Origin of the sequence: Klebsiella sp. EMBS2024 (assembly GCF_036233805.1) — a bacterium.
Classification (GTDB): Bacteria; Pseudomonadota; Gammaproteobacteria; order Enterobacterales; family Enterobacteriaceae; genus Klebsiella; species Klebsiella pneumoniae.
In genome coordinates, this window is sequence record NZ_JAZARW010000001.1 from 2,428,286 (window position 1) to 2,454,143 (window position 25,858).

Annotated in this window: 22 protein-coding genes; 7 read left to right on the top strand and 15 right to left on the bottom strand. The window is 61.4% G+C overall.

Annotation, left to right across the window (positions count from 1 at the left end; translation table 11 throughout):
- Positions 1–97 precede the first annotated feature (97 nt).
- Together narX and narL are read left to right on the top strand one after the other, a co-directional pair.
- A complete protein-coding gene (narX, locus tag VZP09_RS11240) occupies positions 98–1,876 on the top strand; it encodes a nitrate/nitrite two-component system sensor histidine kinase NarX (protein WP_087791187.1) in 1,779 nt (592 codons plus the stop codon).
- A 10-nt stretch (positions 1,877–1,886) separates the two neighbouring features.
- Entirely contained in the window at positions 1,887–2,537 is a 651-nt protein-coding gene (narL, locus tag VZP09_RS11245; RefSeq protein ID WP_032438267.1) for a two-component system response regulator NarL, read from the top strand.
- On the opposite strand, the gene VZP09_RS11250 is transcribed toward narL, so the two are convergent.
- The 7 genes from VZP09_RS11250 to nasR all read right to left on the bottom strand — a co-directional run bounded on the left by VZP09_RS11250 (position 2,534) and on the right by nasR (position 15,110).
- Positions 2,534–3,916 (bottom strand): YchO/YchP family invasin, encoded by a 1,383-nt coding sequence (locus VZP09_RS11250; RefSeq protein ID WP_002910201.1) that lies wholly within the window; start codon positions 3,914–3,916, stop codon positions 2,534–2,536. The two genes, narL and VZP09_RS11250, sit on opposite strands and share 4 nt — an antisense overlap.
- A gap of 151 nt (positions 3,917–4,067) precedes the next feature.
- Positions 4,068–6,668, bottom strand: coding sequence for a nitrate reductase (locus tag VZP09_RS11255; RefSeq protein ID WP_328795139.1), 2,601 nt, complete (start codon positions 6,666–6,668; stop codon positions 4,068–4,070).
- Positions 6,668–10,735, bottom strand: a complete 4,068-nt coding sequence (nirB, locus tag VZP09_RS11260) for a nitrite reductase large subunit NirB (RefSeq protein WP_077254435.1) — start codon at positions 10,733–10,735, stop codon at positions 6,668–6,670. The genes VZP09_RS11255 and nirB overlap by 1 nt, the downstream gene beginning before the upstream one ends.
- A gap of 10 nt (positions 10,736–10,745) precedes the next feature.
- Positions 10,746–11,534 carry an ABC transporter ATP-binding protein gene (locus tag VZP09_RS11265; protein WP_004145418.1) on the bottom strand — a complete coding sequence of 263 codons (789 nt, stop codon included), beginning with the start codon at positions 11,532–11,534 and terminating at the stop codon, positions 10,746–10,748.
- A 9-nt stretch (positions 11,535–11,543) separates the two neighbouring features.
- Complete coding sequence (gene ntrB, locus VZP09_RS11270) at positions 11,544–12,428, bottom strand: nitrate ABC transporter permease (RefSeq protein WP_328795140.1); 885 nt, start codon at positions 12,426–12,428, stop codon at positions 11,544–11,546.
- A 1-nt stretch (position 12,429) separates the two neighbouring features.
- Entirely contained in the window at positions 12,430–13,686 is a 1,257-nt protein-coding gene (locus tag VZP09_RS11275; RefSeq protein ID WP_004175561.1) for a CmpA/NrtA family ABC transporter substrate-binding protein, read from the bottom strand.
- 242 nt (positions 13,687–13,928) lie between these two features.
- Positions 13,929–15,110 (bottom strand): nitrate regulatory protein NasR, encoded by a 1,182-nt coding sequence (nasR, locus tag VZP09_RS11280; RefSeq protein ID WP_032415128.1) that lies wholly within the window; start codon positions 15,108–15,110, stop codon positions 13,929–13,931.
- 67 nt (positions 15,111–15,177) lie between these two features.
- Between nasR and VZP09_RS11285 the strand changes: the two genes are divergently transcribed.
- Complete coding sequence (locus tag VZP09_RS11285) at positions 15,178–15,531, top strand: DsrE/DsrF/TusD sulfur relay family protein (RefSeq protein ID WP_002910380.1); 354 nt, start codon at positions 15,178–15,180, stop codon at positions 15,529–15,531.
- 237 nt (positions 15,532–15,768) lie between these two features.
- Positions 15,769–16,011, top strand: a complete 243-nt coding sequence (locus VZP09_RS11290; protein ID WP_002910387.1) for a DUF1883 domain-containing protein — start codon at positions 15,769–15,771, stop codon at positions 16,009–16,011.
- A 217-nt stretch (positions 16,012–16,228) separates the two neighbouring features.
- Here the strand turns inward: VZP09_RS11290 and VZP09_RS11295 are convergent, their stop codons facing one another.
- Both VZP09_RS11295 and chaB read right to left on the bottom strand, forming a co-directional pair.
- On the bottom strand, positions 16,229–16,909 hold the full coding sequence (locus VZP09_RS11295) for a gamma-glutamylcyclotransferase (protein WP_023280258.1): 681 nt from the start codon (positions 16,907–16,909) through the stop codon (positions 16,229–16,231).
- 136 nt (positions 16,910–17,045) lie between these two features.
- The gene (gene chaB, locus VZP09_RS11300) at positions 17,046–17,276 is read right to left on the bottom strand and encodes a putative cation transport regulator ChaB (RefSeq protein WP_002910389.1); all 231 of its coding nucleotides are present in this window, start codon (positions 17,274–17,276) and stop codon (positions 17,046–17,048) included.
- A 263-nt stretch (positions 17,277–17,539) separates the two neighbouring features.
- Between chaB and chaA the strand changes: the two genes are divergently transcribed.
- Positions 17,540–18,640 carry a sodium-potassium/proton antiporter ChaA gene (gene chaA / locus VZP09_RS11305; RefSeq protein ID WP_002910392.1) on the top strand — a complete coding sequence of 367 codons (1,101 nt, stop codon included), beginning with the start codon at positions 17,540–17,542 and terminating at the stop codon, positions 18,638–18,640.
- A gap of 86 nt (positions 18,641–18,726) precedes the next feature.
- On the opposite strand, the gene kdsA is transcribed toward chaA, so the two are convergent.
- The 6 genes from kdsA to hemA form a co-directional block, all read right to left on the bottom strand.
- Positions 18,727–19,581 carry a 3-deoxy-8-phosphooctulonate synthase gene (kdsA, locus tag VZP09_RS11310; protein ID WP_002910393.1) on the bottom strand — a complete coding sequence of 285 codons (855 nt, stop codon included), beginning with the start codon at positions 19,579–19,581 and terminating at the stop codon, positions 18,727–18,729.
- A 39-nt stretch (positions 19,582–19,620) separates the two neighbouring features.
- The gene (gene sirB1, locus VZP09_RS11315) at positions 19,621–20,433 is read right to left on the bottom strand and encodes an invasion regulator SirB1 (RefSeq protein WP_002910395.1); all 813 of its coding nucleotides are present in this window, start codon (positions 20,431–20,433) and stop codon (positions 19,621–19,623) included.
- A gap of 3 nt (positions 20,434–20,436) precedes the next feature.
- Positions 20,437–20,829: an invasion regulator SirB2 gene (gene sirB2, locus VZP09_RS11320; protein WP_004145428.1), complete on the bottom strand. Its 393-nt coding sequence runs from the start codon at positions 20,827–20,829 to the stop codon at positions 20,437–20,439.
- The gene (gene prmC, locus VZP09_RS11325; RefSeq protein WP_004215201.1) at positions 20,829–21,677 is read right to left on the bottom strand and encodes a peptide chain release factor N(5)-glutamine methyltransferase; all 849 of its coding nucleotides are present in this window, start codon (positions 21,675–21,677) and stop codon (positions 20,829–20,831) included. Before prmC ends, sirB2 begins: the two co-directional genes overlap by 1 nt.
- Positions 21,677–22,759: a peptide chain release factor 1 gene (gene prfA / locus VZP09_RS11330; RefSeq protein WP_328795141.1), complete on the bottom strand. Its 1,083-nt coding sequence runs from the start codon at positions 22,757–22,759 to the stop codon at positions 21,677–21,679. Before prfA ends, prmC begins: the two co-directional genes overlap by 1 nt.
- Before the next feature lie 42 nt (positions 22,760–22,801).
- Positions 22,802–24,058, bottom strand: a complete 1,257-nt coding sequence (gene hemA, locus VZP09_RS11335; protein WP_002910404.1) for a glutamyl-tRNA reductase — start codon at positions 24,056–24,058, stop codon at positions 22,802–22,804.
- Positions 24,059–24,328: 270 nt separating this feature from the next.
- On the opposite strand from hemA, the gene lolB reads away from it, so the two are divergent.
- Together lolB and ispE are read left to right on the top strand one after the other, a co-directional pair.
- Positions 24,329–24,940, top strand: coding sequence for a lipoprotein insertase outer membrane protein LolB (gene lolB, locus VZP09_RS11340; protein ID WP_002910405.1), 612 nt, complete (start codon positions 24,329–24,331; stop codon positions 24,938–24,940).
- The gene (gene ispE, locus VZP09_RS11345) at positions 24,940–25,788 is read left to right on the top strand and encodes a 4-(cytidine 5'-diphospho)-2-C-methyl-D-erythritol kinase (RefSeq protein ID WP_004898981.1); all 849 of its coding nucleotides are present in this window, start codon (positions 24,940–24,942) and stop codon (positions 25,786–25,788) included. The genes lolB and ispE overlap by 1 nt, the downstream gene beginning before the upstream one ends.
- The last annotated feature ends 70 nt before the right edge of the window (positions 25,789–25,858 follow it).

The following is a 25,858-nucleotide window of genomic DNA, read 5'->3' on the forward strand; positions in this document are numbered from 1 at the left end:
TAAGGAGTAACTCTTTAGGGGTATGGGTATACTCCAGGGGATAGTCGAGAATAAGCGCCACTCCCGGAGACATGACCGGTCAGGAGCCACGCATTCCATGTTAAAACGTCTTTTTACCCCGCTGACGCTGGTCAATCAACTGGCGTTAATCGTGCTGCTCGCCACGGTTATTGGCGTCGCCGGCATGGCGATCTCCGCGCGCCTGGTGAACGGCGTGCAGGGCAGCGCGCACGCCATTAACAAGGCCGGTTCATTGCGTATGCAAAGCTACCGGCTGCTGGCGGCGATCCCGCTGAATGAAAACGATCAAAAACTGGTGGCGGACATGACCGCCACCGTCTTCAGCCCGGAGCTGCAAAATTCCGCCCGCCGCGACGGCCAGGAAATCCAGCTTAAAGCCCTGCAGCAGTACTGGCAGCTGGCGCTGGCCCCCGGCATGCAGCGCGCAGTCAATCAGGCGGAAGTGGCCCAGGATGTCGCCGACTTTGTCGATCGTATCGACCAGTTGGTCACCGCATTCGACCACACCACCGAGCAGCGTATCGAACGGGTGGTCTGGATCCATCGCATCCTCGCCATTGGTATGGCGCTGCTGCTGATCTTCACTATCATCTGGCTACGCGCCCGCCTGCTGCGGCCGTGGAAACAGCTGCTGAGCATGGCGCGCGCGGTGAGTCAGCGTGATTTCACCCAGCGGGCGCACATCAGCGGCCGCAACGAAATGGCGACCCTGGGCATGGCGCTGAATAACATGTCGGAAGAGCTGGCGGAAAGCTATGCCGTGCTCGAGCGGCGGGTGCAGGAGAAGACTGCCGGACTGGAGCAGAAGAACGAGATCCTCGCTTTCTTATGGCAGGCCAACCGCCGGCTGCACTCCAGCGCCCCGCTCTGCGAACGTATTTCGCCGGTACTGAATGGCCTGCAGGGGCTGACGCTGCTGCGCGATATCGAGGTACGGGTTTACGACCTGGAAGACGAAGATAATCACCAGGAGTTTACCTGCCACTCGGATGATGACTGTGATGATAAAGGCTGCTACCTCTGTCCACGCAATCTGCCGCCGCTGCCGGATGGGGGAACAACGCTGAAGTGGCGGCTGTCAGATGCGCATAGTCAGTACGGCATCCTGCTGGCGACGCTGCCGGTTGGCCGCCATCTCAGCCACGATCAGCAGCAGCTGGTGGATACCCTGGTGGAACAGCTGACCAGCACCCTGGCGCTGGACCGCCATCAGGAGAAGCAGCAGCAGCTGATCGTCATGGAAGAACGGGCCACTATCGCCCGCGAGCTGCACGACTCCATCGCCCAGTCGCTATCCTGTATGAAGATGCAGGTTAGCTGTCTGCAGATGCAAGGCGACGCCTTGCCGACGGAAAGCCGCCAGCTGCTGGGGCAGATCCGTAACGAACTGAATACCTCGTGGGCCCAGCTGCGGGAGCTGTTAACCACCTTCCGCCTGCAGTTGACCGAGCCGGGGCTGCGCCCGGCGCTGGAGGCCAGCTGTCAGGAGTACAGCGCCCACTTCGGCTTTACGGTGCAGCTTGATTACCAGCTCCCGCCGCGCTTTGTGCCCTCGCATCAGGCGATCCACCTGCTGCAGATCGCTCGCGAAGCGTTGAGCAACGCTCTGAAGCATGCCAGCGCAACCGAAGTAACCGTGACGGTGTCACAACGCGATAATCAGGTTCGTCTGGTGATAGCGGATAACGGCCGCGGCGTACCGGACCACGCCGAACGGAGTAACCATTACGGTTTAATTATTATGCGGGATCGCGCCCAGAGCTTGCGCGGTGACTGTCAGGTACGACGCCGGGAAACCGGTGGAACCGAAGTGATCGTCACGTTTATCCCGGAAAAAACGTTTTCCATCCAATAAGGAGACCCTCATGAGTCAACAGGAACGGGCAACTATCCTTCTCATTGACGACCATCCGATGCTGCGCACCGGCGTGAAACAGTTGATCAGCATGGCGCCGGACATCCAGGTGATTGGCGAGGCCAGCAATGGCGCGCAAGGTATTGAGCTGGCCGAGTCACTGGATCCTGACCTGATCCTGCTGGACCTTAATATGCCGGGCATGAACGGTCTGGAGACTCTGGATAAGCTGCGTGAGAAATCCCTTTCTGGCCGGGTAGTGGTCTTCAGCGTCTCCAACCATGAAGAGGACGTTGTCACCGCCCTGAAGCGCGGCGCCGATGGCTATTTGCTGAAGGACATGGAACCGGAAGATCTGCTGAAAGCGCTGCAGCAGGCGGCCGCCGGAGAGATGGTATTAAGCGAAGCGTTAACGCCGGTGCTGGCCGCCAGCCTGCGCGCCAACCGCGCCACCTCCGATCGGGACATCGGCCAGCTGACCCCGCGCGAGCGCGACATTCTCAAGCTGATAGCCCAGGGACTGCCGAACAAAATGATCGCCCGTCGCCTGGATATCACCGAAAGCACCGTCAAAGTACACGTGAAGCACATGCTGAAGAAAATGAAGCTCAAATCCCGCGTGGAAGCGGCGGTATGGGTCCACCAGGAGCGAATCTTCTAAGGCGAGTCCGTCCAAGAGACGCCTGGCGTGGTAAACTTGACCAGCGGCTCGGTCAGCGCCAGGGCGATCTCATTGGAGGAGACGCGCTGCCCCTGTTTATCCTCCACCACCACCGACAGGCGCCAGCGGTTCGCGGCGCCCGGTTCACTGTTCCACACCGGCATAATGATGCTCCAGCCATCGGGGCTGCTGGCATCTACCGGCGGCGTCAGGCTGAGGGCCTGGGTGTCTCCCTGCCAGTGCAGCGCCTTGATGCCATGCAGACTATGGATCTGCAGCTTCAACTGCACCGTCTCCCCGGACTGCAGATCCCAGGGCGGCGTGGCCAGATAGACCGTCAGATTTTTGCGCTGACGATACTCCACCACCGGCAGATTATCCCGCTCCGGACTATCGAAGCGGCTCCCGCGCAGCGAGTTGCTGATCGCCACCTCGTCTGCCGCAAGCTGCTGCTTAAGGGGTACGCCAAAGCGATAGTTTAGCTTCAGTCCCACATTGTTCTGGCTGACGCCATTTTCCCCCTGCTTATGCTTAGCGGTCACCGTGACCAGCGGGACCGGGGTGTAATTGAGCCCAACGGAGACGGCCACCGGATTATGGTAGCCGGTGCCGGAGTGAAACAGATCGACGCTATCGCCGAAATACTGTTCGACGCTGACGCTGGTGTTGATGTGCTGGTAGAACGGCAGCCGCGCCTGGGCGGTGACGTCATACCCTGCGGCCATCCGCTGCTCCTGAGTCTGATTATCGCGTAGCTGCCAGTCGCCCAGCGGATGGTAATAGTTTGCCGACAGGCGGAGATATTCTCCCCACGCTTCGGCGCCAACGCTGCCGCGCGCCAGGCTTTCGCTCAGCACTTTATCGTAAAACGAGTTATAGCCCAGCAGCCAACCGCCAACCCGCCAACGCTGGCCAAGCCCGATGTTGCCCACCAGATCGTGCTCGCGCCGGGTCACCGAGTACTGGTTCCACGTCAGATAACGGTCGTTATCCTGCAACGGCACGAACCAGCTCCCTTTACTGCCGGTGAATTTCCCCTCTTTATCGACCAGCAGGTCGACATTGGCGTTGCCCCACGGCGAGAGCCAACTCTCCAGCTGATGACTCACTTCATTGCCGATTTTACTGATGGCAAACAGCTGCGCCTGTTCACCCGCCGTCAGACCATTGTCGCTCATGCTGGCCTCGCCAAACTTCTTCGCCACTTCGGCAAAGTGCCGGGCGTCGTCATCAACCTGGGGAGCAATCCCCATATCGGGCAGCGGATCTTGCGCTTGCGCAGGGCGGGTGGTGTCGCTGGCGGTCAGCGCCCAGACGGGAACGCCCGGCAACAGCAGGAGAAAGGTCAACGTTGGCAACAAACGGAACGACACAGGCATTAACAGAGTTTGCGCAAGCTCACAAAAATGGATAGAAGTGTTAGTTTATCGTTTTTTCCCTGCTCCCGCAGCCCTGTGGGCAATTCCAGGAATAAGCTGAAACCGGTTGGGTAAGGTGCCGCCCAACCGGAGGCGTCGCTGCGCGCCACCGTTACGCCCGGGTTCGTTGCGCCGCCAGCAGCGCGTTGAGCTCCGGCACGCAAGAGCCGCAGTTGGTCCCGCATTTCAGCTTCCCACCCAGCGCCCCGACGCTGGCGCAGCCGCTGGCGATGGCCTCGTTAATTGACCATTCCCCCACCCCAAAGCAGCTGCAGACGATCCGCCCCCGCGGCGCGACTGCGGCGCCCGGTCGGCCGCTAAGCAAGGCATGTCGTTGGGCAGCATCGGACGGCGGCGCGGCAAAGGCAGCGCTTATCCATGCGCAATCCACCGCCGGCTCGCGCGCATCGCTCCACCAGCCGAGCATCAGCCTTCCCTGATGCCAGGCCAGCAGGTTCCACACCGCGCCGCCGTCAGCCACCTGTAACTGCCAGCCGCGCCGGGCGCACCACGCGCTGAGCCACTGTCGGGCAGATGCCTCCCCGGCCAGCGAGTAGTGCAGCACGCCTGGCGCCGCCCGCCGCCGCCAGTGCCAGGTCGCAGGAAATGGTAGCGGTTCGCGGCAAAAAAGCTCGCTGTGCCAGGCCGGTTGCCAGGCGGCAATCGCCACCGCCGCCTGTTTACTTTCCGGCTGGCCGGAATACGGGTCCGTGACGGCGGCCAGCAGGTTATTCACCCGCCCCTGACGGGCAAACTGGTTGTTCCAGTGCATCGGAACAAACAGCGAGCCGGGGCGCTGCCCTTCGCTGATCGCCACTTTCGCCACCATCACCCCATGCCGCGACCAGATCCGCGCCAGCCCGTCAGCGGGAAGCTGATAGCGAACGGCATCCTGCGGCGCCACCTCCACCATTGGCTCCGCGATATGCTGCATCAGCCGCGGCACTGCGCCGGTACGGGTCATGGTGTGCCACTGATCGCGGATCCGCCCGCTGTTGAGGATCAGCGGATAAAAGGCATCGGTTGTCGCCCGGGTCGGTTGAGGCGTCACCGGCACCATCCGCAGCCTGCCATCGCCATGCCAGCCGCGCGTGATATCCCAGGCGGCCTCGCTGCGGCTGACCGGCCAGCGCACAGGCGGCATGGCGTCCCACGCCTCACGGCTGAGATCCGCCAGCGCGCCGATATCAAACGCCCGCTGGCCGTCGTTTTCGAAACCGGACAGCGCCGCATGCTCGCGGAAGACGTCATGCGGATGCTGCCAGGCAAACGCCTCGCGATACCCCAGCGCCTGGCCCACTCTGGCGATGATCCACCAGTCCGCTTTCGCCTCCCCCGGCGGCGGCAGAAAGCTGCGCTGACGGGATATCCGCCGCTCCGAGTTGGTGACCGTGCCATTCTTCTCGCCCCAGGCCAGCGCTGGAAAGCGGATGTGGGCGAAACGTCCGGTATCGGTCTGGGCGGCGACATCTGAGACGATCACCAGCGGACAGGCGGCCAGCGCCTGGCTCACCGCGTGGCTGTCAGGGAGCGACACCACCGGGTTGGTACCCATGATCCAGACCGCTTTGACCTCGCCGCGGCCAATGGCGGCAAACAGCTCCACGGCGGTCAGCCCGGGGGTCTGCGCCAGCCGTTCCGTCCCCCAGAAGCGGGCCAGCCGCTGCAGATCGTCTGGCACAAAATCCATGTGCGCCGCCAGCATCGTCGCCAGCCCGCCGACTTCGCGGCCGCCCATGGCGTTGGGTTGACCGGTCAGCGAAAAGGGGCCGCAGCCGCGGCGGCCATACTTCCCGCTGGCCAGATGGACGTTGATGATGGCGTTACATTTGTCGCTGCCGCTGGCGGATTGATTGATTCCCATGGTGTAGAGGGTGATCGCCCGCGGGGCGGCGATGAACTCGCGATAGAATCCCNCCACCTCATCGGCAGGCAGACCGCAAAAGGCCGCCACCCTCGCCACGTCCCAGCCGCGGGCGGCGGCCAGCGCCTGCGGGCCGTCGCGAAAGCCATCGACGCAGGCTCCTGCCTCAGCCAGGGCGTTAAGCAGCCCCACAAACAACCCGCCGTCGCTTCCCGGGGCCAGCGCCAGATGGCGGTCGGCGATCTCGCAGGTAGCGGTGCGTCGGGGGTCGATCGCCACGATCCGCAATCGGGGATTATCCCGCTTCGCCTGCGCCAGCCGCTGGAACAGCACCGGATGCGCCCAAGCGGCGTTCGAGCCGACCAGCACCACCAGATCGCTGTTTTCCACATCATCGTAGCTGCAGGGCACCACGTCGGCGCCAAAGGCCCGCTTGTAGCCAGTGACCGCTGACGACATGCACAGCCGTGAATTGGTATCGATGTTCGCCGCGCCGATAAACCCTTTCATCAGCTTATTGGCGGCATAGTAATCCTCGGTTAACAGCTGGCCGGAGGCGTAAAAGGCCACCGCTTGCGGTCCGTGCTGGTCGATGATCTGTCGCAGGCGCGCAGCGGTTTCCGCCAGCGCCTGAGGCCAGGCTACCTGCTGGCCGTCGACCTCCGGCGTCAGCAGCCGCCCCGCCAGGCCCGTGGTCTCCCCTAAGGCGGCCCCTTTGACGCACAGACGGCCGAGGTTCGCCGGGTGCTGATCGTCGCCACGCACGCTCACCTGCCCCGCGTCGTCCACGCTCGCCAGCACCCCGCAGCCTACGCCGCAGTAGGGGCAGGTCGTTCGGATGGTATTCATCAGGAGGCCTCCGCGCGGGCCAGCAGCTGCTGGTTACCCACCCACACTTTGCCGTTTTCTACTTTCACCGGCCAGGCGCGTACCGCCTGTTCGTCGCCGTCGCACGGCCAGCCGTCGCGCAGGCGTATCCGCTGTTTGTACAGCGGGGAGATCACCACCGGCTCGCCGCCGACGTCCCCTAACAGCCCACGCGACAGCACGTTGGCCGCGCTGCCCGGCTCGCGGTTGTCGAGGGCGTAGACCCGCTCGCCGAAGCGGAACAGGGCAATCTGCCGCTCCCCTAAGCGGGCGCCGATCCCCGCCTGCGCCGGAATGGCGTCAAGGTCGCATACCGCCTGCCACGGTCGGGATGGGAGTTCGCCTTCGGGCAACGTCTCAGTCAGCAGCGGCTGCGGCTGACCGCGCAGATCGCGGCGCTGCACAGCCTCGTCGGGCTGGTCGCTATTAACGAAGGAGCGGAACAGCGCCAGACGCTGCGGATCGTTGAGGGTGGTCTGCCACTCGCACTGGTAGCTGTCGACGATCCGGGCCATCTCCTGCTCCAGCTCCTCGCCAATGCCAAGACTATCCTCCAGCACCACCTGCCGCAGATAGGTGACGCCGCCCTCCAGGTTATCCATCCAGGTGCTGGTTCGCTGCAGGCGATCGGCGGTACGGATATAGAACATCAGCAGACGATCGATGCTGCGGATCAACGTCGCTTCGTCGAGATCGCTGGCAAACAGGTCGGCGTGACGCGGTTTCATCCCGCCGTTGCCGCAGACGTACAGATTCCAGCCTTTGTCGGTGGCAATCACCCCGATATCTTTCCCCTGGGCTTCAGCGCATTCGCGGGTGCAGCCGGAGACCGCCATCTTGATTTTGTGCGGGGCGCGTAGCCCTTTATAGCGATGCTCGAGCCGTACCGCGAGCCCGGTGGAGTCTTGCACGCCGTAGCGACACCAGGTTGAGCCGACGCAGGATTTCACCGTGCGCAGCGACTTGCCGTAGGCGTGGCCGGTTTCAAACCCGGCGTCGGCCAGCTCGCGCCAGATAGCCGGCAGCTGTTCCAGCCGCGCGCCAAACAGGTCGATGCGCTGGCCGCCGGTCACTTTGCTGTAGAGCTGGTAACGTTTGGCGATCTGCCCGATGGCGATCAGTCCGTCCGGCGTCACTTCCCCTGCCGCCATCCGCGGCACCACCGAATAGCTCCCGTCCTTCTGGATATTGGCGAAATAGCGGTCGTTGGTATCCTGCAGCGGCAGGTGCGCCGGCTTCAGCAGGTACTCGTTCCAGCAGGAGGCCAGCACCGAGGCCACCAGCGGTTTGCAGACATCGCAGCCGTGCCCCTGGCCGTAGCGGCTAATCAACTGCTCGAAGGTATGGATATGGTTAACCCGCACCAGGTGGTAGATCTCCTGGCGCGACCACGGGAAATGTTCGCAGACGTCTTTTTTCACTTCGACGCCCTGCTCCGCCAGCTGATACTCCATCACCTGTTTCACCAGCGCGCTGCAGCCGCCGCAGCCGGTAGCCGCTCTGGTGCAGCTTTTTATCGCCGACATATCCCTCGCCCCATTGTTCACCGCCTGGCAGATATCGCCTTTGCTGACGTTATGGCAGGAGCAGATCGGCGCGCTGTCCGGCAGCGCCGCGACGCCGAGCGCCTTCGGCGCGGCTCCCTCCAGCGCGGGCAGGATCAGACTCTCCGGACGCGGCGGCAGCGCCATGCCGTTCAGCATCATCTGCAGCAGCGTGGCATAGTCGCTGGCATCCCCCACCAGCACGCCGCCAAGCAGGGCTTTGCCGTCCTGACTGACGACGATTTTTTTGTAAATCTGCTGCGGACCGTCGGTCCATTGATAGCTCTGACAGCCCGGCGTGCGCCCCTGCGCATCGCCAAACGAGGCCACGTCGACCCCCAGCAGCTTCAGTTTGGTGCTCATGTCGGCGCCGCTAAAGCAGGCGTCCTCTCCTGCGAGAGTAGCCGCGGCGATGCGCGCCATCTGATAGCCCGGCGCCACCAGACCGTAAATTTTATTGTCCCACAGGGCGCATTCGCCTATCGCCAGCACGTCCGGGTCAGAGGTGCGGCACTGGCCGTCGATGTGAATTCCCCCGCGTTCGCCCACCTGCAGTGCGCAGCCGCGGGCCAGCGCGTCCTGCGGGCGGATCCCCGCCGAGAAGACCACCATGTCGGTCCGCAACGCGCCGCCGTCGGCAAAGTTCAGCCGCAGGCCGTCGGCCTCGCGCACGATGGCGGTGGTCGCTTTGCTGGTATGCACCCCCACGCCGAGGGCGACAATCTTCTCCCGGAGCATCGCCGCCCCGCCGTTATCCAGCTGGACGGCCATCAGGTTCGGGGCAAACTCCACCACCTGCGTCTCCAGCCCCAGCTGTTTCAGGGCGTTGGCCGCCTCCAGCCCGAGCAGCCCGCCGCCGATAACCACCCCGCTCTTCGCCGCGGCGGCATGGGCGGCGATACGGTCGAGATCGTCAAGAGTGCGGTAGACAAAGCACCCCGCGAGATCGTTACCGGGGATTGGCGGAACAAAGGGATACGAGCCGGTCGCCAGCACCAGTTTATCCCAGTGGATTTCATGCCCCTCGGCGTCCCGTACCAGCCGTGCTTCGCGGTCGATGGTCGCCACCGCCTCGCCGAGGCGGAGTTCAATACCATGTTCAATAAAGAAGTCCCCGGCCGCCAGCGACAGCGACTCGGCGCTGCGTCCGGCAAAATACTCGGAGAGATGTACCCGGTCGTAGGCGGGATAACGCTCTTCGCCAAACACCACGATTCGATATTGCTGATGCAGATTGCGGCTCACGCATTGCTCGAGAAAATGGTGGCCGACCATGCCATGTCCCACCAGCACTAATACAGGTTTCGTCATCGTCATTATTCCTGCAGCCTGCGGCTGCGTTGAAGAGGGGTCAAAAAGCCAGTCCACGGTGACAGGCTCATCGCTTTCCAGGCGCGCGGTAAGCGCGGCGGCGGCGGTGCAGTCGCCCATCAGCAGCACGCCGCGCAGGCGGCCATCGCGCAGCAGCAGGCGACGATAGTGGCGGTCGATGGGGTCCCAGCTGGTATAAATGTCATCCTGTTCGCCGGGCTGCTGCTCGCCAGCGCTAAAGAGTTCAATGCCGGTGACCTTCAGGCGGGTCCCGGCATCCTGCCAGACAAAGCCCTCGCCGGGGGCGCCGCACAGGCGATCCGCCAGCACCTCGGCCTGACGCAGGCAGGGAGCCACCAGCCCCCAGGTCTGGCCGTCAATTTCGCAACATTCGCCGATGGCGCTGATCCCCGGCAGCGAGGAGGCCATCTGACGGTCGACCACGATCCCCCGCTGGCACAGCACGCCGGACTGCGCCGCCAGACGGCTGTCGGGCTGCACGCCGGTAGCCAGCACCACTCTGGCGGCGCGGAATACGCGCCCGTCCGCCAGCCGCACGCCATCGGCGTCGATGGCGGCGATGCGGCACTCCAGCACGCAGCGAATGCCGCGCGCTTCAAGCTGCTGCCTGAGCTCATCGGCGGCAAAAGCGTCGGTCAGCGGCGCCATTAATCCGCTGCCGCGATGCAGAAGAGTGACCTCTCCGCCGTGACGACGCAGCGCCGCCGCCGCTTCCACCCCCAGCACCCCGCCGCCAATCACCACCGCCGGGCCGGGTATCGCCAGAATACGTTCCACGTCCGCCAGGGTGCGGAAGGGCATAACCTGCGGACGATCAATGCCCGGCAGCGGCGGGATAAAGGGCCGCGAACCGGTGGCGAACACCAGTTCATCCCACGGCAGCCAGGTTTCCGCGATGCGCAGCCGCCGTTGCTGAATATCGACTTCATCGACCGCCTCGCCAGACCGCAGGCACACCCCGTGCCGGGTATACCACTCCGCCGGCAGCAACGGGATCTGCGCCGCCGTTTTTTCACCTGCCAGCAGCGGCGAGAGCTGAATGCGGTTATAGGCCGGGTGCGGCTCGTCGCCGACGACGGTAATGGCAAACCGCGCGGGGTCGCGCTCAACCAGCCGCTGCACCAGCCGGGTGGCCGCCATGCCGTTACCGATCACCACCAGTCGCCGCGTCATGACCGCCTCCTTACGCCGCTTTCGGCTGTTTTTCATACAGGAAATGGAGGATCTGCTGGCGCAGATGGTGATACCGGCTGTCGTCCGCCAGCTGAACGCGGTGGCGCGGACGCGGCAGATCGACCGCGAGGATCTCGCCGACCGTCGCCGCCGGACCGTTGGTCATCATCAGCACCCGATCCGAGAGCAGCACCGCTTCATCAACGTCGTGGGTGATCATGACGATGGTGGTATTGAGCTCCTGCTGGATATGCATCACCGTGTCCTGGAGGTGGGCGCGGGTCAGCGCATCCAGGGCGCCGAAGGGCTCATCAAGCAGCAACACTTTCGGCTTCATCGCCAGCGCCCGGGCGATACCCACCCGCTGCTTCATGCCGCCGGAGATCTCCCCGGGACGTTTGTGCAGCGCATGACCCATCTGTACGCGCGCCAGGTTGTGTTCGATCCACTCCCGGCGCTCACTCTTGCTCATGGTGCGACGGAACACCTGATCCACCGCCAGCGCCACATTGTCGAAACAGCTCAGCCACGGCAGCAGCGAGTGGTTCTGGAAAACCACCGCCCGCTCCGGCCCGGGACCGGCGATTTCCCGGTTATCACACAGTAGTCCGCCCTCGGTAGGGGTGGTGATCCCGGCGATCAGATTTAGCAGGGTCGATTTTCCGCAACCCGAGTGGCCGATCAGGCTAATGGTCTCCCCTTCGACGATATCGAAGGAGACATTCTGCAGCGCCAGGAACTCGCCGCTGGCGGTGTTGAAGCGTTGGCTGACGGCCTGCACCTGAATTAATGGTTTCATGTTGGCTCCTTATTTTTCCTGCCAGCTAAAGCGGCGAGCGAGCAGCATCAGGCCCTGCTCCAGCAGCAGGCCGACGACGCCGATAATGACGATGGCGATGATGATGTTTTCCACATTGAGGTTGTTCCACTCGTTCCAGATCCAGAAGCCGATCCCCAGCCCGCCGGTAAGCATTTCCGCCGCCACGATCACCAGCCAGGCGATGCCGATGGAGAGGCGCACGCCGGTAAGCACCGCCGGCAGCACCGCCGGAAAGAGGATTTTGCGCATCACCGTCCACTCCGAGAGCTGGAGGACGCGGGCGACGTTGAGATAGTCCTGCGGGATCCGCCGCACACCCTCCGCGGTGTTGATCACCATCGGCCAGATGGAGNAGATAAAAATGGTCCAGCTGGAAGCCGGCTCCGCCTTCTGGAACAGCAGCAGGCCAATCGGCAGCCAGGCCAGCGGGCTGACCGGGCGCAGCAGAGCAATCAGCGGATTAAACATGCGGGCGAAGAACAGCGAACGGCCGATCAAAAACCCCAGCGGAATGCCCGCCAGCGCCGCCAGGCCGAAGCCCACCGCCACGCGCTGCAGGGAGGCCAGCACGTTCCAGCCGATGCCCATGTCATTGGGCCCGTCCTGATAGAACGGATCGGCAAACAGGGTCAGCGCCGAGTCCAGCGTGCTCAGCGGCGTGGGAAAGCCTTTGCTATGCATCGCCGCCAGCTGCCAGGCCAGCAGCAGCACACCCAGCCCCAACAGCGGGGGCAGCAGGCGCTGGGTGAGCTCACGCAGCCAGCGCGTGACGGTCGGCGTGGTGCGCCGGACCTGCACCGGCGGCAGGATAATCACTTCGCCAGGCGCGTTGTCCACGCTGACGACCGGTTGCTTACGTTGTGCCTGCTTCATCTCATGCCCCCTTACGTTGAATAGAGAAATGACGGGCGTAGCCTTCCGGGTCGGACCCGTTCCAGACCGTCCCGTCCATTAGTGTGCTGCTGCGCATCCTGGCTGCCGGCGCGCTGATCCCTCCTACCGCCTGGGCGGCAGCCTGCCAGACATCGATGCGGTTAATGCGCGACGCCACCGCGAGGTAATCCGGAGCCTGCTTCAGCAACCCCCAGCGGCGGAACTGGGTGAGGAACCACATCCCGTCCGACAGCCACGGGAAACTCACCTCGCCCCCGGCCCAGAAGCGCATCGGATGGGCATCCTGCCAGCGGCGGCCAAGGCCGTTGTCATACTCTCCAAGCATCCGGCCGGTGAGGTATTGCTCCTTGGTATTGAGCCAGCCGCGTCTGGCGAGCAGGCGGGCCGTCTCCCGGGTGTTCTCCGGCGAGGCGGCGATCCAGCGCTGCGCCTCCATCAGGGCCGCCACCAGCGCGCGGGCGGTGTTCGGGTTGCGTTCCACCCAGTCGCGACGGGTGCCCAGCACCTTTTCCGGATGCTCGGGCCAGATATCCTGGGAAGTGGCCGCGGTGAAGCCGATACGGTCGTTAATAGCGCGGGCGTTCCACGGCTCGCCGACACAAAAGCCGCTCATATTGCCGATGCGCATGTTCATCACCATCTGCGGCGGCGGCACCACGACGGTGCGCACATCGTTGAAGGGATCGATGCCGGCGCTCGCCAGCCAGTAGTAAAGCCACATGGCATGGGTGCCGGTAGGAAAGGTATGGGCGAAGGTGTAACTGCCCGGCGCGCTGCGGTCGATCAGCCGCTTCAGCCCGCCGAGGTCGGTCACCCCTTTCTCCTGCAGCTCGCTGGAGAGGGTAATCGCCTGCCCATTGCGGTTGAGGGTCATCAAATTGGCCATCGCCTGCGGCTTGCTGGCGATCCCCAGTTCGAGGCCGTACAGCAGGCCATAGAGAATATGCGCCGCGTCGAGCTCGCCGGCCACCAGCTTGTCGCGCACCGCCGCCCAGCTGGCTTCCTTACTCGCCACCAGGGTGATGCCATATTTTTGGTCAAACCCCTTCGCCGCGGCGATGGCCAGCGGCGCGCAATCGGTCAGCGGAATAAATCCGACCCGCACGCGGGTTTGCTCCGGTTTGTCCGAGCCGCCGGCCCAGGCGGCCTGCATCACGCCCGGCAGCAGCATCGCGCCGCCCAGCGCGGCCCCTGCCTGCAGCAAGCGCCGCCGGGAAATTGAAAATTTGTCGCCCATATCCGCTCCACCATGCGCAAAAAAAAAGCGCCCGACAGTGCATACGCACTGCAGGACGCCTTTATCCACGGGCCCCCGAACCGCCATTGGTTCGTTGCCCGGACTTTTATTCACTTAATAAGTAATGCAAACGGGATGCCAGCTTTGGCAATAGCGCGCTGGCGGGCTTTTTCCCAACGCTGGCCGGTTTTTCACCTAAAAGTGCACCGCCGGCAGGCAAAGAATGCCCATCGATTGTGCATCTACTCCTTTGGTGTTAGCGGCCAAATCGCCTTCACCATCAGCAGCGCGCGGGCTATCTCAACCATGCGCTGATTTTTGTCCATGGCCATCTTGCGCAGCGTCTGCCAGGCCTGCTCCTCCTGCATTCCCTGGTGCGTCATCAGCAGACTTTTCGCTTTTTCGATCAGCTTGCGCTCTTCGAGCGCGTCTTTCAGCGAGGCCAGCTGGCTGGAGAGCTGCTGCAGCTCATAGGCCTGCTGGCGCACCAGCGGCAGTAGCTGTTTATCGAGCCGTAGCGTCACGCTATCGTCTTCCTCTCCGGCCTGCCAGCCAGGCGCGTCGTCTGCTAACAGCGCGTCGGTGGCATCCAGCAGATCGTCGATCAGTTGCTCTTCCACTTCGCGCAGTTGCTCAAGCCGTTGGGTTTGCAGACCAAACCAGCGCAGCGCCGTTTCCCCGCCGTCGGCAGCCGGCTGGCGGGTACAGGCGATCCGCCGCAGCTGTTCAATATCCAGACCGGCGTGGCACTGGGTTCTGAACAACTGGACGGTCGCCGGGCTGCCCAGCGCCTGAAAGCTGTCGAAGCAGGGCTGCTGACCGTCAATACGGTCCACCAGCTGCTGGCGCAGGCTGTCGCTGAACTCGCCGCGGGTAAAGCCCAATGCTCCCAGCGCGCGCTCCTGGCCCACCAGCTCTTTTCCCTGCATAAAGCTGTACAGGGCGACCATCCGACCAGCCACCGGCGGATCGTCAATGCTGTCATTGAGCTGCGGGGCGATGTTCAGCAGATGGCGGATGACGCGGCTGAACTGCTCCGTCGCGGCTTCAGCGGCAATTTGCCGGCGGCCGATCTGCGCGCGTAGCGCCGGGAGCTGCGCCAGCTCGTCAACCGCTCTGGCGATACGCCAGCACAGCGCGCTGCCGGCTACCGCGCGCGCCCGTTCGAGGCTGGCATAAAACAGGGCTAGCCGCTCGTCAACCAGCGCCCCTCCCGCCCGACACTCCGCTGTATACAGCAAGCCGCCCGAGCAAAGATAGATATTTGACGCCCCGCGCTCACACTGCAGCATATGCACCAGCGCGCTGAGCTGGCTGGCCAGTTCCCCCAGTTGGCTAAACTGCTGAAGCTGTTGTTTTTGCAGGCGACGCGCCAGCTGCAGCCAGGCCGTCGCATCGTGCGCATGACCAGTCGTATTATTCATACCCCTCCTCCGGGTTAACGCTTTATACTGCCTAAAGCAATAACCGTGCCTTTAAGAAGGAGTTTGTATGCAACGTATTGTGATCATCGCCAACGGCGCCGCCTACGGCAGCGAATCCCTGTTCAACAGCCTGCGCCTGGCCATTGCCCTGCGCGAGCAGCAGTCCGACCTCGATCTCAAGCTGTTTCTGATGTCCGACGCCGTCACCGCCGGGCTGCGGGGGCAGAAGCCGGCAGAAGGGTATAATGTGCAGCAGATGCTGGAGATCCTCACCGCCCAGCAGGTTCCCGTGAAGCTGTGTAAAACCTGCGCGGACGGCCGCGGGGTCAGCGCACTGCCGCTGGTTGACGGCGTGGAGGTTGGCACTCTCGTTGAGCTGGCCCAGTGGACCCTGGCGGCAGATAAAGTGCTGACCTTCTGAATCTGGGGCGCCAAACGGCAGGAAATATCAGGTTTCGCCGCCTNCAGAGGTAAAAAAAACGTTAGCTGAATGCTTTCAGGAACAACGTCATTTTTGTTTAATCTTTATCCCTTTTTTTGATCAAAATCAGCATCCCGACCCGCGCCGTTTGGTGTGATGCACAGAGCAAAGTGTGAACAATATCACGCGAGGACTGGGTGGGCAGGATGCTGTAGCGGGACAGAAACGGGGTATAAAATGGCGATGGTTAAAGCAAGTTTGACGTTATTTGGTGGTGACACGCTGGTGGTGCGGTGCTCAGAGCGCTGCCATATTCATCTGATGAGCGCGAAGGTCCCGGGCGACAGTCATGCGGATATTCTGAGCGTGCAGGATCGGGACAGCGCCTATCTGACGGTGCCCTACAGCGGCACCTGGAACGTGCTTATCGACAGTCACAGCCAGTCGCTGGAGCACTCCATCAGCTACGTGCCGGCCTGACCGTCACTGCCAGAACACACGCCCGGTCATGCCGGGCGTGGGATTCATGACAAACCTCATGCAATCATTGTACTTGCAGATTGCACCAGAAAAATAACAAGGAAAATCAATTTATTGATTTTCGGCTGATAACCACCAGTAAGGAAAAACCACGCTTTTTCCTTACTGGTCAGCAATCGGACGCCCGGTCATGCCGGGCGTTTTCTTTTGCGCGCGCTCAGGCCAGGCCCGGCGTCGGACTCTCGCCCAACAGCGCGCGGACGCTGGCCACCAGGTCATCGAGACTGGCATCGTGCATGCCCAGCTTGCGCAGCGCCTGCTCAAGCGAAAACAGATACTGGGCGTTGGTGCCGAGCGGCCCGCTGGCCCGGGCGATCAGCGGGGCGATAACCTTGGCACTGGTATCCGGTTCAAACAGTGGATGGCGCGGATCCATAATAAACACCAGGGCATTCACCGTCCGTCCGTCGTCCAGCTCCAGCTTGCACCAGGTGGGCAGATAGCAGCCGGTGATCATCTCCCGCTTCCACAGCAGGGTCAGCTCCTCCTCCAGCGTGTCGTCAGGCAGACGATAGGCGACGCCGGTGGTTCGGCCGCCCTCTTTGAGAGCCAGCATGCGTCCCGGCTGGCAGGCACTACCGCGCCCGGCGGTCAACCGCAGGCAAAACGCGCGGTGCCAGCCCGGCAGCGTGCCGGTGCAGGACTCGCGATAATTGAGCGCCGGGTTCCAGATAAGCGAACCGTAGCCAAAGATCCATACTGAGCCATCATCCGGGCGGCAGGCCAGCGTCGCCGCCAGCGAGGCTGCACGTTGTTCTGCCGACCAGAGTAGCGATTCCTCAATAGCGCCAAACGCTGTCTTACAATCCGCATTCATTAAGAAATCACGAGTTAACACTGTTTACTACCTCCGCCACTGCCCGCTTCCCGGCGTTCGTCTCATGCATCCGTCAATATTGCTGAAATATTATCCAGCTTTATCTTTCAATAAGCAATCAGCGGGGCGCTGGCAAGCGAAAAAGCGGCGTCAGCGATTATTTTTTCTTATGCCACTTATCATCATCGCCTTTCTCATAGCTGTTCTTCACCGCCGCCCAGGCGACTTTGTGCGCCGTCTCTTCGCGGCTGGCGTCATCGCGCCGCTCGTCTTTATCTTTATATTGATCCCAGGCGCTGTTAAACGCTTCTTTATAAATTTCCTGCGCATGGGCAGGCAGTACATGCTGAACGCTGTCGGGGAGTTCTTGTTTACTGCGATAGGGCATACTGACCTCCTGTTTGAGCATTAAGTTTAAGTCTGGTACGCAGTCGGCTGGCTATCAAGGTTAAAATGAGTAGAAAAATTATTTTAGTAATTATCTGAATAATAAGAACTAAATATAAGTAAACATAAATTATAATAAACTAATCAAGATATCCCTCGATACCCGTAAATTTAAGTAAAAAACCAGCGGTAATTTAGCAAGATCTGTTACTTTACCGCCCTACGTTTTTATAATTATAACACCTGCATAAATGGAGATGGTTCATGACCCATGCACATGAGGCGGTAAAAACCCGCCATAAGGAGTCTTCCCTCGTCTTTCCGGTGCTGGCGCTGGCGGTGCTGTTTTTCTGGGGCAGCAGCCAGTCACTGCCAGTGGTTATCGCGATCAATATCCTCGCGCTGGTCGGCATTTTGAGCAGCGCCTTCAGCGTGGTCCGCCACGCCGACGTCCTCGCCCACCGCCTGGGCGAACCCTATGGCTCCCTGATTTTAAGCCTGTCGGTGGTTATCCTTGAGGTCAGTTTGATCTCTGCCTTAATGGCCACCGGCGACGCCGCGCCGACCTTGATGCGGGATACCCTCTACTCCATTATTATGATCGTCACCGGCGGTCTGGTCGGTTTCTCTCTGCTGCTGGGCGGGCGTAAATTCGCCACCCAATATATGAATCTGTTCGGCATTAAGCAGTATCTTATCGCCCTGTTTCCGCTAGCGATTATCGTGCTGGTCTTTCCGATGGCGCTGCCGGGCGCGAACTTCAGCACCGGGCAATCGCTGCTGGTGGCGGTAATTTCGGCGGCCATGTACGGCGTTTTCCTGCTTATTCAGACCAAAACCCATCAGAGCCTGTTTGTTTATGAGCATGAAGACGACAGCGACGATGACGACCCGCACCACGGTAAACCGTCCGCCCACAGCAGCGGGTGGCATACCGCCTGGCTGCTGGTGCACCTGGTGGCAGTGATCGCGGTTACCAAAATGAACGCTAACCCGCTGGAAACGCTGTTGACCAGCATGAATGCCCCGGTGGCCTTTACCGGCTTCCTGGTGGCTCTGCTGATCCTGTCGCCGGAAGGCCTTGGCGCCCTGAAAGCGGTGCTCAACAATCAGGTTCAGCGGGCGATGAATCTGTTTTTCGGCTCCGTGCTGGCCACCATCTCGCTGACGGTCCCGGTGGTCACCCTCATCGCCTTCCTGACCGGCAATGAGCTGCGCTTTGGCCTTGGCGCCCCGGAGATGGTGGTGATGGTCGCCTCGCTGGTGCTGTGCCATATCTCCTTCTCCACCGGACGCACCAATGTGCTGAACGGCGCGGCCCACATGGCGCTGTTCGCCGCCTATCTGATGACCATTTTCGCCTGACCCCGTTTTCCCACCCGGCGGAGTCCGGGCGAAAAAAAGCCTGCCGGTTTTGACGCCGGCAGGCTTTTTTACTGATGCAGTCAGGCTTACTTGCTGGTATCCAGCTCGTCGAAGCTTTTCACCAGATCGTCAATCGCTTTCATCTGTTTGAGGAACGGCTCCAGTTTATCCAGCGGCAGCGCGGACGGGCCGTCGCATTTCGCGTGGTCCGGATCCGGATGCGCTTCAATAAACAGACCGGCGATACCTACCGCCATACCGGCGCGGGCCAGCTCGCTCACCTGCGCACGACGACCGCCGGAGGCTGCGCCAAACGGGTCGCGGCACTGCAGCGCGTGGGTGACGTCGAAAATGACCGGCGAGTTGTTGGAGGCTTTCTTCATCACGCCGAAGCCGAGCATATCCACGACCAGGTTGTCGTAACCGAAGTTAGCGCCGCGGTCGCAGAGGATTACTTTGTCGTTACCCCCTTCGATAAACTTATCGACGATGTTGCCCATCTGACCCGGGCTGACGAACTGCGGCTTCTTGACGTTGATCACCGCCCCGGTCTTCGCCATCGCTTCCACCAGGTCAGTCTGGCGCGCGAGGAAAGCCGGAAGCTGGATCACGTCCACCACGTCAGCTACCGGCTGCGCCTGGCTGGCTTCATGAACGTCGGTGATGATTTTCACGCCAAAGGTCTGCTTCAGCTCCTGGAAAATCTTCATCCCTTCTTCCAGACCCGGCCCACGATAGGAGTGGATGGAGGAACGGTTGGCTTTATCAAAGGAGGCTTTGAAGACGTAGGGAATACCAAGCTTCTGCGTAACGGTGACATAATGTTCGCAGATACGCATCGCCAGGTCGCGCGACTCCAGCACGTTCATCCCGCCGAACAGCACGAACGGCAGGTCGTTCGCTACGTTGATATCACCAATGCTAACCACTTTTTGTTTCATAAGTTCGCCTTATCAGGGTGTAACCGGAATGGTTCCAGACTAATGCAATGTAATTTGTTTATGCGAAATCGTGTTGATCTGCGCGCGGATCATCTCGCTGATCGGATCCTCCGGGCACTGCTCAACGAAATAGCTCAGATCCAACAGCGCCACGTGATCGCAGTCCAGCTGGGCGTATATCAGCCCGCGGTCGCGGATCTCATACGGATCTTCCGGATTAAACTGCAGCAGCGCTTCGCTGGCGCGCAGGGCCAGCTCCATCTGCCGCTCTTCCATCAGCGCCGACTTCAGGGTGTCCAGCAGCTTGCGGATCACCTCGGCGTTATCCGCTTCGTCGAGATCTTCATTAAACAGTTCCGCCACCGGCCCGATGTTGCCCTTCAGCCATACCTCCAGGGTATGCTCGTCGAGGGTCTCGCCGTTAAACGGATTAATCAGCCACATCTCTTCGCTGGTTTCCGGGTCCGCACGCAGCAGCATCTGGGTCGGGAAGATCACCGGCACCACCGGCAGCGCCAGGCGCTGGGCGATCCACAGCAGGATCGCGCCTAACGACACCGCGCTCCCCTGGCGGTTAACCAGCACTTTATCCAGCCATAGCGCGTCGGAAAGACGATACACGCCCTGCGAGGCGCCAAAGCCCCACTCGTCATAAAACAGCTCCAGCAATCGTTCTATCTGGCGCTCCTGGTCCCACGACGGCGCAATCTCCTCCTGCGCGAGGCGCAGCAATCGCTGCAGCTCTTCCTCGACAAAACGCGACGGAAAATCGTCGCGGACCTGTTCAGAAATGAGGACCATGCCATCACACAATGGCGCTTTGTTAAATTCGAAATCCGCTAATGACCCCATGACCTACCCCAGTATCGGTATTCTTGTGATGGCGAGTTGAATGATGATAAACAACACCACCAGCGCCAGCAGGAACGCGATAAAACGGCTCTGCTGGCTGCGCGGACGACGACGGCCCAACGCGATAAAACCTAATGCGATGTAAATGATAACGCCAAACAGCTTTTCAGTCAGCCATGCGCCGTCTTCTGTGAACGGCAGGTAGTGCGTTATCGCCATTAACCCTGCGCCGCTGAGAAATAGCAGCGTATCGCTGCAGTGCGGCGCAATTCGCACCCACCGCTGGTTCAGCAGCGGGCTCTGGTGATACATCCACCAGTAACGTAAAACGAACAATCCTACCGACACCGCCACTGTGGCAATGTGCAGGTAGAGGACAGCCGTGAATAAGTTCATCAGCCAACATTCTCCATGTCGGGTAAACGTCCGAGGGTCAGACGCTCATTGTCGCCATAGTCGCGACAGGTCGCGACGTCCAGATAGCCCGCTTCGCGGAACAGCGCGCGAACCGCCTCGCCCTGAGTCCAGCCATGCTCCAGCAGCATCCAACCGCCGGGCTGCAGATACTGCCGTCCCTCGCGGATGATATGCGCCAGATCGGCCAGCCCCTGGTCGCCTGCGACCAGCGCCGTCAACGGCTCAAAGCGCACATCGCCTTCGGCGAGATGCGGGTCGGCGGCGTCGATATAGGGGGGATTGCTGACGATCGTGGCGAAGCGCTGCCCGTCCAGCGCGCTAAACCAGTCGCTTTGACTTATCGTCACGTTAGCGATGCCCAGATGTTCGGCATTGCGCAACGCCAGCGCCACGGCGTCCGGCATCACGTCCACCGCGGTGACCTCACAGTCCGGACGTTCGCTGGCCAGCGCCAGGGCAATGGCGCCGGTCCCGGTGCCGAGGTCGAGAATACGGCACGGCGCGGTTGGCAGACGCGCCAGCGCCTGCTCTACCAGACATTCGGTATCCGGGCGGGGGATCAGCGTCGCCGGGGAGACGAACAGCGGCAGCGACCAAAACTCGCGCTGCCCGACCAGATGAGCAATAGGTTCCCCGCGCTGGCGTCGCACCAGGAGCGCCTCCAGCCTCGCCGCCTCGTCAGCAGAAAGCGTCGTTTCACCGAAGGCCAAAATCCAGGTTCGCGCCCGGCCGGTAACGTGTCCCAGCAAGATCTCGGCGTCGCGTCGCGGGCTGTCGCTCTCCGCCAGGCGGGCGATCGCCTGCTGCAGCCAGGCCTGAAAGGTCATCATTCCTGCTCGGACAGCGCCGCCAGCTGATCGGCCTGATGTTCCTGGACAATCGGCTCAATCAGCATGTCGAGTTTGCCCTCCATCGCCTCATCCAGACGGTAGAGCGTCAGGTTGATGCGGTGGTCGGTCACGCGGCCCTGCGGGAAGTTATAGGTGCGATTGCGGTCGCTGCGGTCGCCGCTGCCCAGCAGGTTGCGGCGCGTGGAGGCTTCCGCCTGCTGACGTTTGGCCACTTCGGCGGCGCGGATGCGCGCGCCCAGCACCGACAGCGCCTTGGCTTTGTTTTTATGCTGAGAACGCTCGTCCTGGCACTCCACCACGATGCCGGTGGGCAGGTGGGTAATGCGGATAGCCGAGTCGGTGGTGTTAACGTGCTGACCGCCTGCCCCGGAGGAACGGAAGGTATCGATGCGCAGATCCGCCGGGTTAATGTCCGGCATTTCGGCTTCCGGCAGCTCCGGCATCACCGCCACCGTACAGGCGGAGGTGTGGATCCGCCCCTGCGATTCGGTGGCCGGCACACGCTGCACGCGATGGCCGCCGGATTCAAATTTCAGCCGACCGTAAACGCCGTCGCCGCTGATCTTGGCGATCACCTCTTTAAAGCCGCCGTGCTCACCTTCGTTGGCGCTGAGGATCTCTACCTGCCAGCGGCGCGATTCTGCGTAACGGGTGTACATGCGGAATAGATCGCCGGCAAACAGCGCTGCTTCGTCGCCGCCGGTCCCGGCGCGCACTTCCACGAAGGCGTTACGCTCGTCATCAGGATCTTTCGGCAGGAGGAGAACCTGCAGCTGTTGCTCCAGCTGGTCGCCTTTTTCTTTGGCGTCACGCAGCTCTTCNTGCGCCATTTCGCGCATTTCCGGATCGTCGAGCATCATCTGCGCGGTTTCAATATCCTCCTGCACCTGACGCCAGTCGGTATAGCAGCGCGCCACATCGCTCAGTTGAGCATACTCCCGCGACAGCGCGCGGAATTTATCCTGATCGGCAATCGTCGCGGCATCGCCGAGCAGCGCCTGCACTTCTTCATGGCGCTCGTACAACGCTTCCAGTTTGGCAACAATAGAAGACTTCATAGGCGTGAATTCACCCTGTCCTGAAAATAAGAGAAAGGTGCGCTATTCCAGCCCGAGGCTGTTGCGCAGAATATGCAGACGTTCGTCGTCCCCGTCACGGGCGGCCTGCTGAAGAGATTTGGTTGGCGCGTGGATCAGGCGGTTAGTGAGCTTGCGCGCCAGATCCTGCATAATTTCCTGGGCATCACCGCCCTGCTCCAGCGCGGCCAGCGCTTTCGCCGTCAGCTCCTCACGGACCTGCTCAGACTGAGAACGGTATTCGCGAATGGTCTCGCTGGCGCTCTGCGCGCGCAGCCAGGCCATAAATTCGCTGGTTTCCTGCTCGACGATCGATTCCGCCTGCACCGCGGCAGCCTTACGCTGCGCCAAGTTATGCTGAATAATGTTTTGCAAATCGTCGACGCTGTAGAGGTAGGCGTTAGCCAGTTTGCCGACCTCTGGTTCAACGTCGCGCGGGACGGCGATATCCACCAGCAGCATCGGCTGGTTACGCCGCGCCTTAAGCGCACGCTCCACCATGCCTTTGCCGATGATCGGCAGCGGGCTGGCGGTGGAGCTGATAATGATGTCGGCCTCTTTCAGCCGTTCGTCGATATCGCTGAGGGCTATCACCTCGGCGCCCACTTCCTCCGCCAGCGCCTGGGCGCGTTCACGGGTGCGGTTGGCGATCACCATTTTGCGCACGTGATGTTCGCGAAGATGGCGCGCTACCAGCTCAATGGTTTCCCCGGCGCCGACCAGTAACACGGTGACGCTGGAGAGCGATTCAAAGATTTGCCGCGCCAGGGTACAGGCGGCGAAAGCCACAGAGACCGCGCTGGCGCCGATATCGGTTTCGGTACGCACGCGCTTAGCCACTGAAAAGGATTTCTGGAACATCCGCTCCAGCTCGCTGACGTTAAGATGGCCGCGGCTGGAGTCGGCGAAGGCTTTTTTCACCTGGCCGAGGATCTGCGGCTCGCCCAGCACCAGCGAATCGAGGCCGCTGGCGACGCGCATCAGATGGCTGACGGCGTCATTATCCTGATGCCAGTAAAGGCTTTTTCGCAGGTCTTCTTCGTTGAGGCCGTGGTAGTTGCACAGCCAGCGGATCAGCGCTTCCTGCAGGTTATCCTGCTCTTCGACGCTGAGATAGAGTTCCGTGCGGTTGCAGGTCGACAGCACCACCCCACCCTGCACCATCGGCTGAGCCAGCAAGCTCTCCAGCGCCTTATCGAGCGTTTCCGGCGAAAACGTGACGCGTTCTCGCAGGGCGACCGGAGCTGTTTTGTGATTGATGCCAAGAGCTAAAAGGGTCATTGTGAGGGAGTAGTACCAGCGTTGCTAAGGTTAGTCTGAGTGCATCATACAGGATGCGCGTAATCAATAAAAGAGAGGCTCCCCTTTTGGAGTAATAGTTAAAGCAAGACCGCCATTAAGGTTAATTTTTTGATTTCAGACAACTTGAACGTAGACGCTATCGCCCGGCGACGCTAGCATTAAGGGTTATAAATGTAACCTGCTACACAAATCGGCCCGCTGTTCCCTGTCGCCGTTTTTCCCTGTAGACATCAAGGATTTGTCATCATTATGAATCGACTGTTCCGCCTGCTGCCGCTGGCCAGCCTCGTCCTCACCGCCTGTTCTCTTCATACGCCGCAAGGGCCTGGCAAAAGCCCGGATTCGCCGCAGTGGCGTCAGCACCAGCAGGCTGTCCGCAGCCTCAATCAGTTCCAGACCCGCGGGGCGTTTGCCTATCTTTCCGATGAGCAAAAAGTCTATGCCCGCTTCTTCTGGCAGCAAACCGGCCAGGACCGCTATCGCCTGCTGCTGACCAACCCGCTGGGCAGCACCGAGCTGTCGCTGACCGCGCAGCCGGGCAGCGTGCAGCTGATCGATAACAAAGGCCAGACCTATACCGCCACTGATGCCGAAGAGATGATTGGCCGTCTGACCGGGATGCCGATCCCGTTGAACAGCCTGCGCCAGTGGATCATCGGCCTACCGGGCGACGCCACCGACTATTCGCTGGACGATCGGTACCGTCTGCGTGAACTGAACTATACGCAAAACGGCAAAACCTGGCACGTGACCTACGGCGGCTACACCAGCGATACCCAGCCAGCCCTACCGTCCAATGTCGAGCTGAACAATGGCGCTCAGCGCATCAAGCTGAAGATGGATAACTGGATCGTGAAATGATGACCCGCTGGCCCTCTCCTGCAAAACTGAATCTGTTTTTATATATCACCGGCCAGCGGGCCGATGGTTACCATACCCTGCAAACGCTGTTTCAGTTTCTCGATTACGGCGATACGTTGACCATCGAACCGCGTACTGACGGCCAACTGCGCCTGCTGACGCCGGTGGCCGGCGTGCCGGACGAGGAGAATCTGATCGTTCGCGCCGCGCGTCTGCTGATGCATGCCGCCAGCGAAAGCGATCGCCTGCCGGCGGGCAGCGGCGCCGATATCAGTATCGATAAGCGCCTGCCGATGGGCGGCGGCCTGGGCGGTGGCTCCTCCAATGCTGCCACCGTGCTGGTGGCGCTCAACCATCTGTGGGGCTGCGGTCTCTCGGAAGATGAGCTGGCGACTCTTGGCCTTCAGCTGGGGGCCGATGTGCCGGTTTTCGTGCGCGGCCATGCCGCCTTCGCCGAGGGGGTGGGTGAAATACTGACGCCGGTAGAACCCGAGGAAAAATGGTACCTGGTGGCCCACCCGGGGGTCAGTATTCCGACGCCGATCATTTTTCGCGATCCTGAGCTACCACGAAATACCCCGCGCCGGTCAATTAATACGTTATTAAATTGTGAATTCAGCAACGATTGCGAGCTTATCGCAAGAAAACGTTTTCGCGAGGTTGATGCCGCGCTTTCCTGGCTGTTAGAATATGCGCCGTCACGCCTGACCGGCACAGGAGCCTGTGTGTTTGCTGAATTTAACACCGAATCCGCTGCCCGTCAGGTGCTGGACACTGCCCCGGCATGGCTAAATGGCTTTGTGGCGCGCGGAGTTAACCTTTCGCCGCTCAAGCAGGCCCTGCTCTGAATCCTGCGCCGTGATGGCACATTGATAATGAGTCAGCCGGGGAAATTGAGTTACGGTGACAACGTCACCC

Excerpts from the sequence above, each read along its gene's own strand:
- nasR (WP_032415128.1), bottom strand. The coding sequence starts at position 15,110 with ATGAATAATACGACTGGTCATGCGCACGATGCGACGGCCTGGCTGCAG.
- narL (WP_032438267.1), top strand. The coding sequence starts at position 1,887 with ATGAGTCAACAGGAACGGGCAACTATCCTTCTCATTGACGACCATCCG.
- VZP09_RS11265 (WP_004145418.1), bottom strand. The coding sequence starts at position 11,534 with ATGAAACCATTAATTCAGGTGCAGGCCGTCAGCCAACGCTTCAACACC.
- nirB (WP_077254435.1), bottom strand. The coding sequence starts at position 10,735 with ATGACGCGGCGACTGGTGGTGATCGGTAACGGCATGGCGGCCACCCGG.
- ispE (WP_004898981.1), top strand. The coding sequence starts at position 24,940 with ATGACCCGCTGGCCCTCTCCTGCAAAACTGAATCTGTTTTTATATATC.
- hemA (WP_002910404.1), bottom strand. The coding sequence starts at position 24,058 with ATGACCCTTTTAGCTCTTGGCATCAATCACAAAACAGCTCCGGTCGCC.
- chaB (WP_002910389.1), bottom strand. The coding sequence starts at position 17,276 with ATGCCCTATCGCAGTAAACAAGAACTCCCCGACAGCGTTCAGCATGTA.
- narX (WP_087791187.1), top strand. The coding sequence starts at position 98 with ATGTTAAAACGTCTTTTTACCCCGCTGACGCTGGTCAATCAACTGGCG.
- VZP09_RS11285 (WP_002910380.1), top strand. The coding sequence starts at position 15,178 with ATGCAACGTATTGTGATCATCGCCAACGGCGCCGCCTACGGCAGCGAA.
- prmC (WP_004215201.1), bottom strand. The coding sequence starts at position 21,677 with ATGACCTTTCAGGCCTGGCTGCAGCAGGCGATCGCCCGCCTGGCGGAG.
- VZP09_RS11290 (WP_002910387.1), top strand. The coding sequence starts at position 15,769 with ATGGCGATGGTTAAAGCAAGTTTGACGTTATTTGGTGGTGACACGCTG.
- sirB1 (WP_002910395.1), bottom strand. The coding sequence starts at position 20,433 with ATGGGGTCATTAGCGGATTTCGAATTTAACAAAGCGCCATTGTGTGAT.
- chaA (WP_002910392.1), top strand. The coding sequence starts at position 17,540 with ATGACCCATGCACATGAGGCGGTAAAAACCCGCCATAAGGAGTCTTCC.
- VZP09_RS11275 (WP_004175561.1), bottom strand. The coding sequence starts at position 13,686 with ATGGGCGACAAATTTTCAATTTCCCGGCGGCGCTTGCTGCAGGCAGGG.
- sirB2 (WP_004145428.1), bottom strand. The coding sequence starts at position 20,829 with ATGAACTTATTCACGGCTGTCCTCTACCTGCACATTGCCACAGTGGCG.
- VZP09_RS11250 (WP_002910201.1), bottom strand. The coding sequence starts at position 3,916 with ATGCCTGTGTCGTTCCGTTTGTTGCCAACGTTGACCTTTCTCCTGCTG.
- lolB (WP_002910405.1), top strand. The coding sequence starts at position 24,329 with ATGAATCGACTGTTCCGCCTGCTGCCGCTGGCCAGCCTCGTCCTCACC.
- kdsA (WP_002910393.1), bottom strand. The coding sequence starts at position 19,581 with ATGAAACAAAAAGTGGTTAGCATTGGTGATATCAACGTAGCGAACGAC.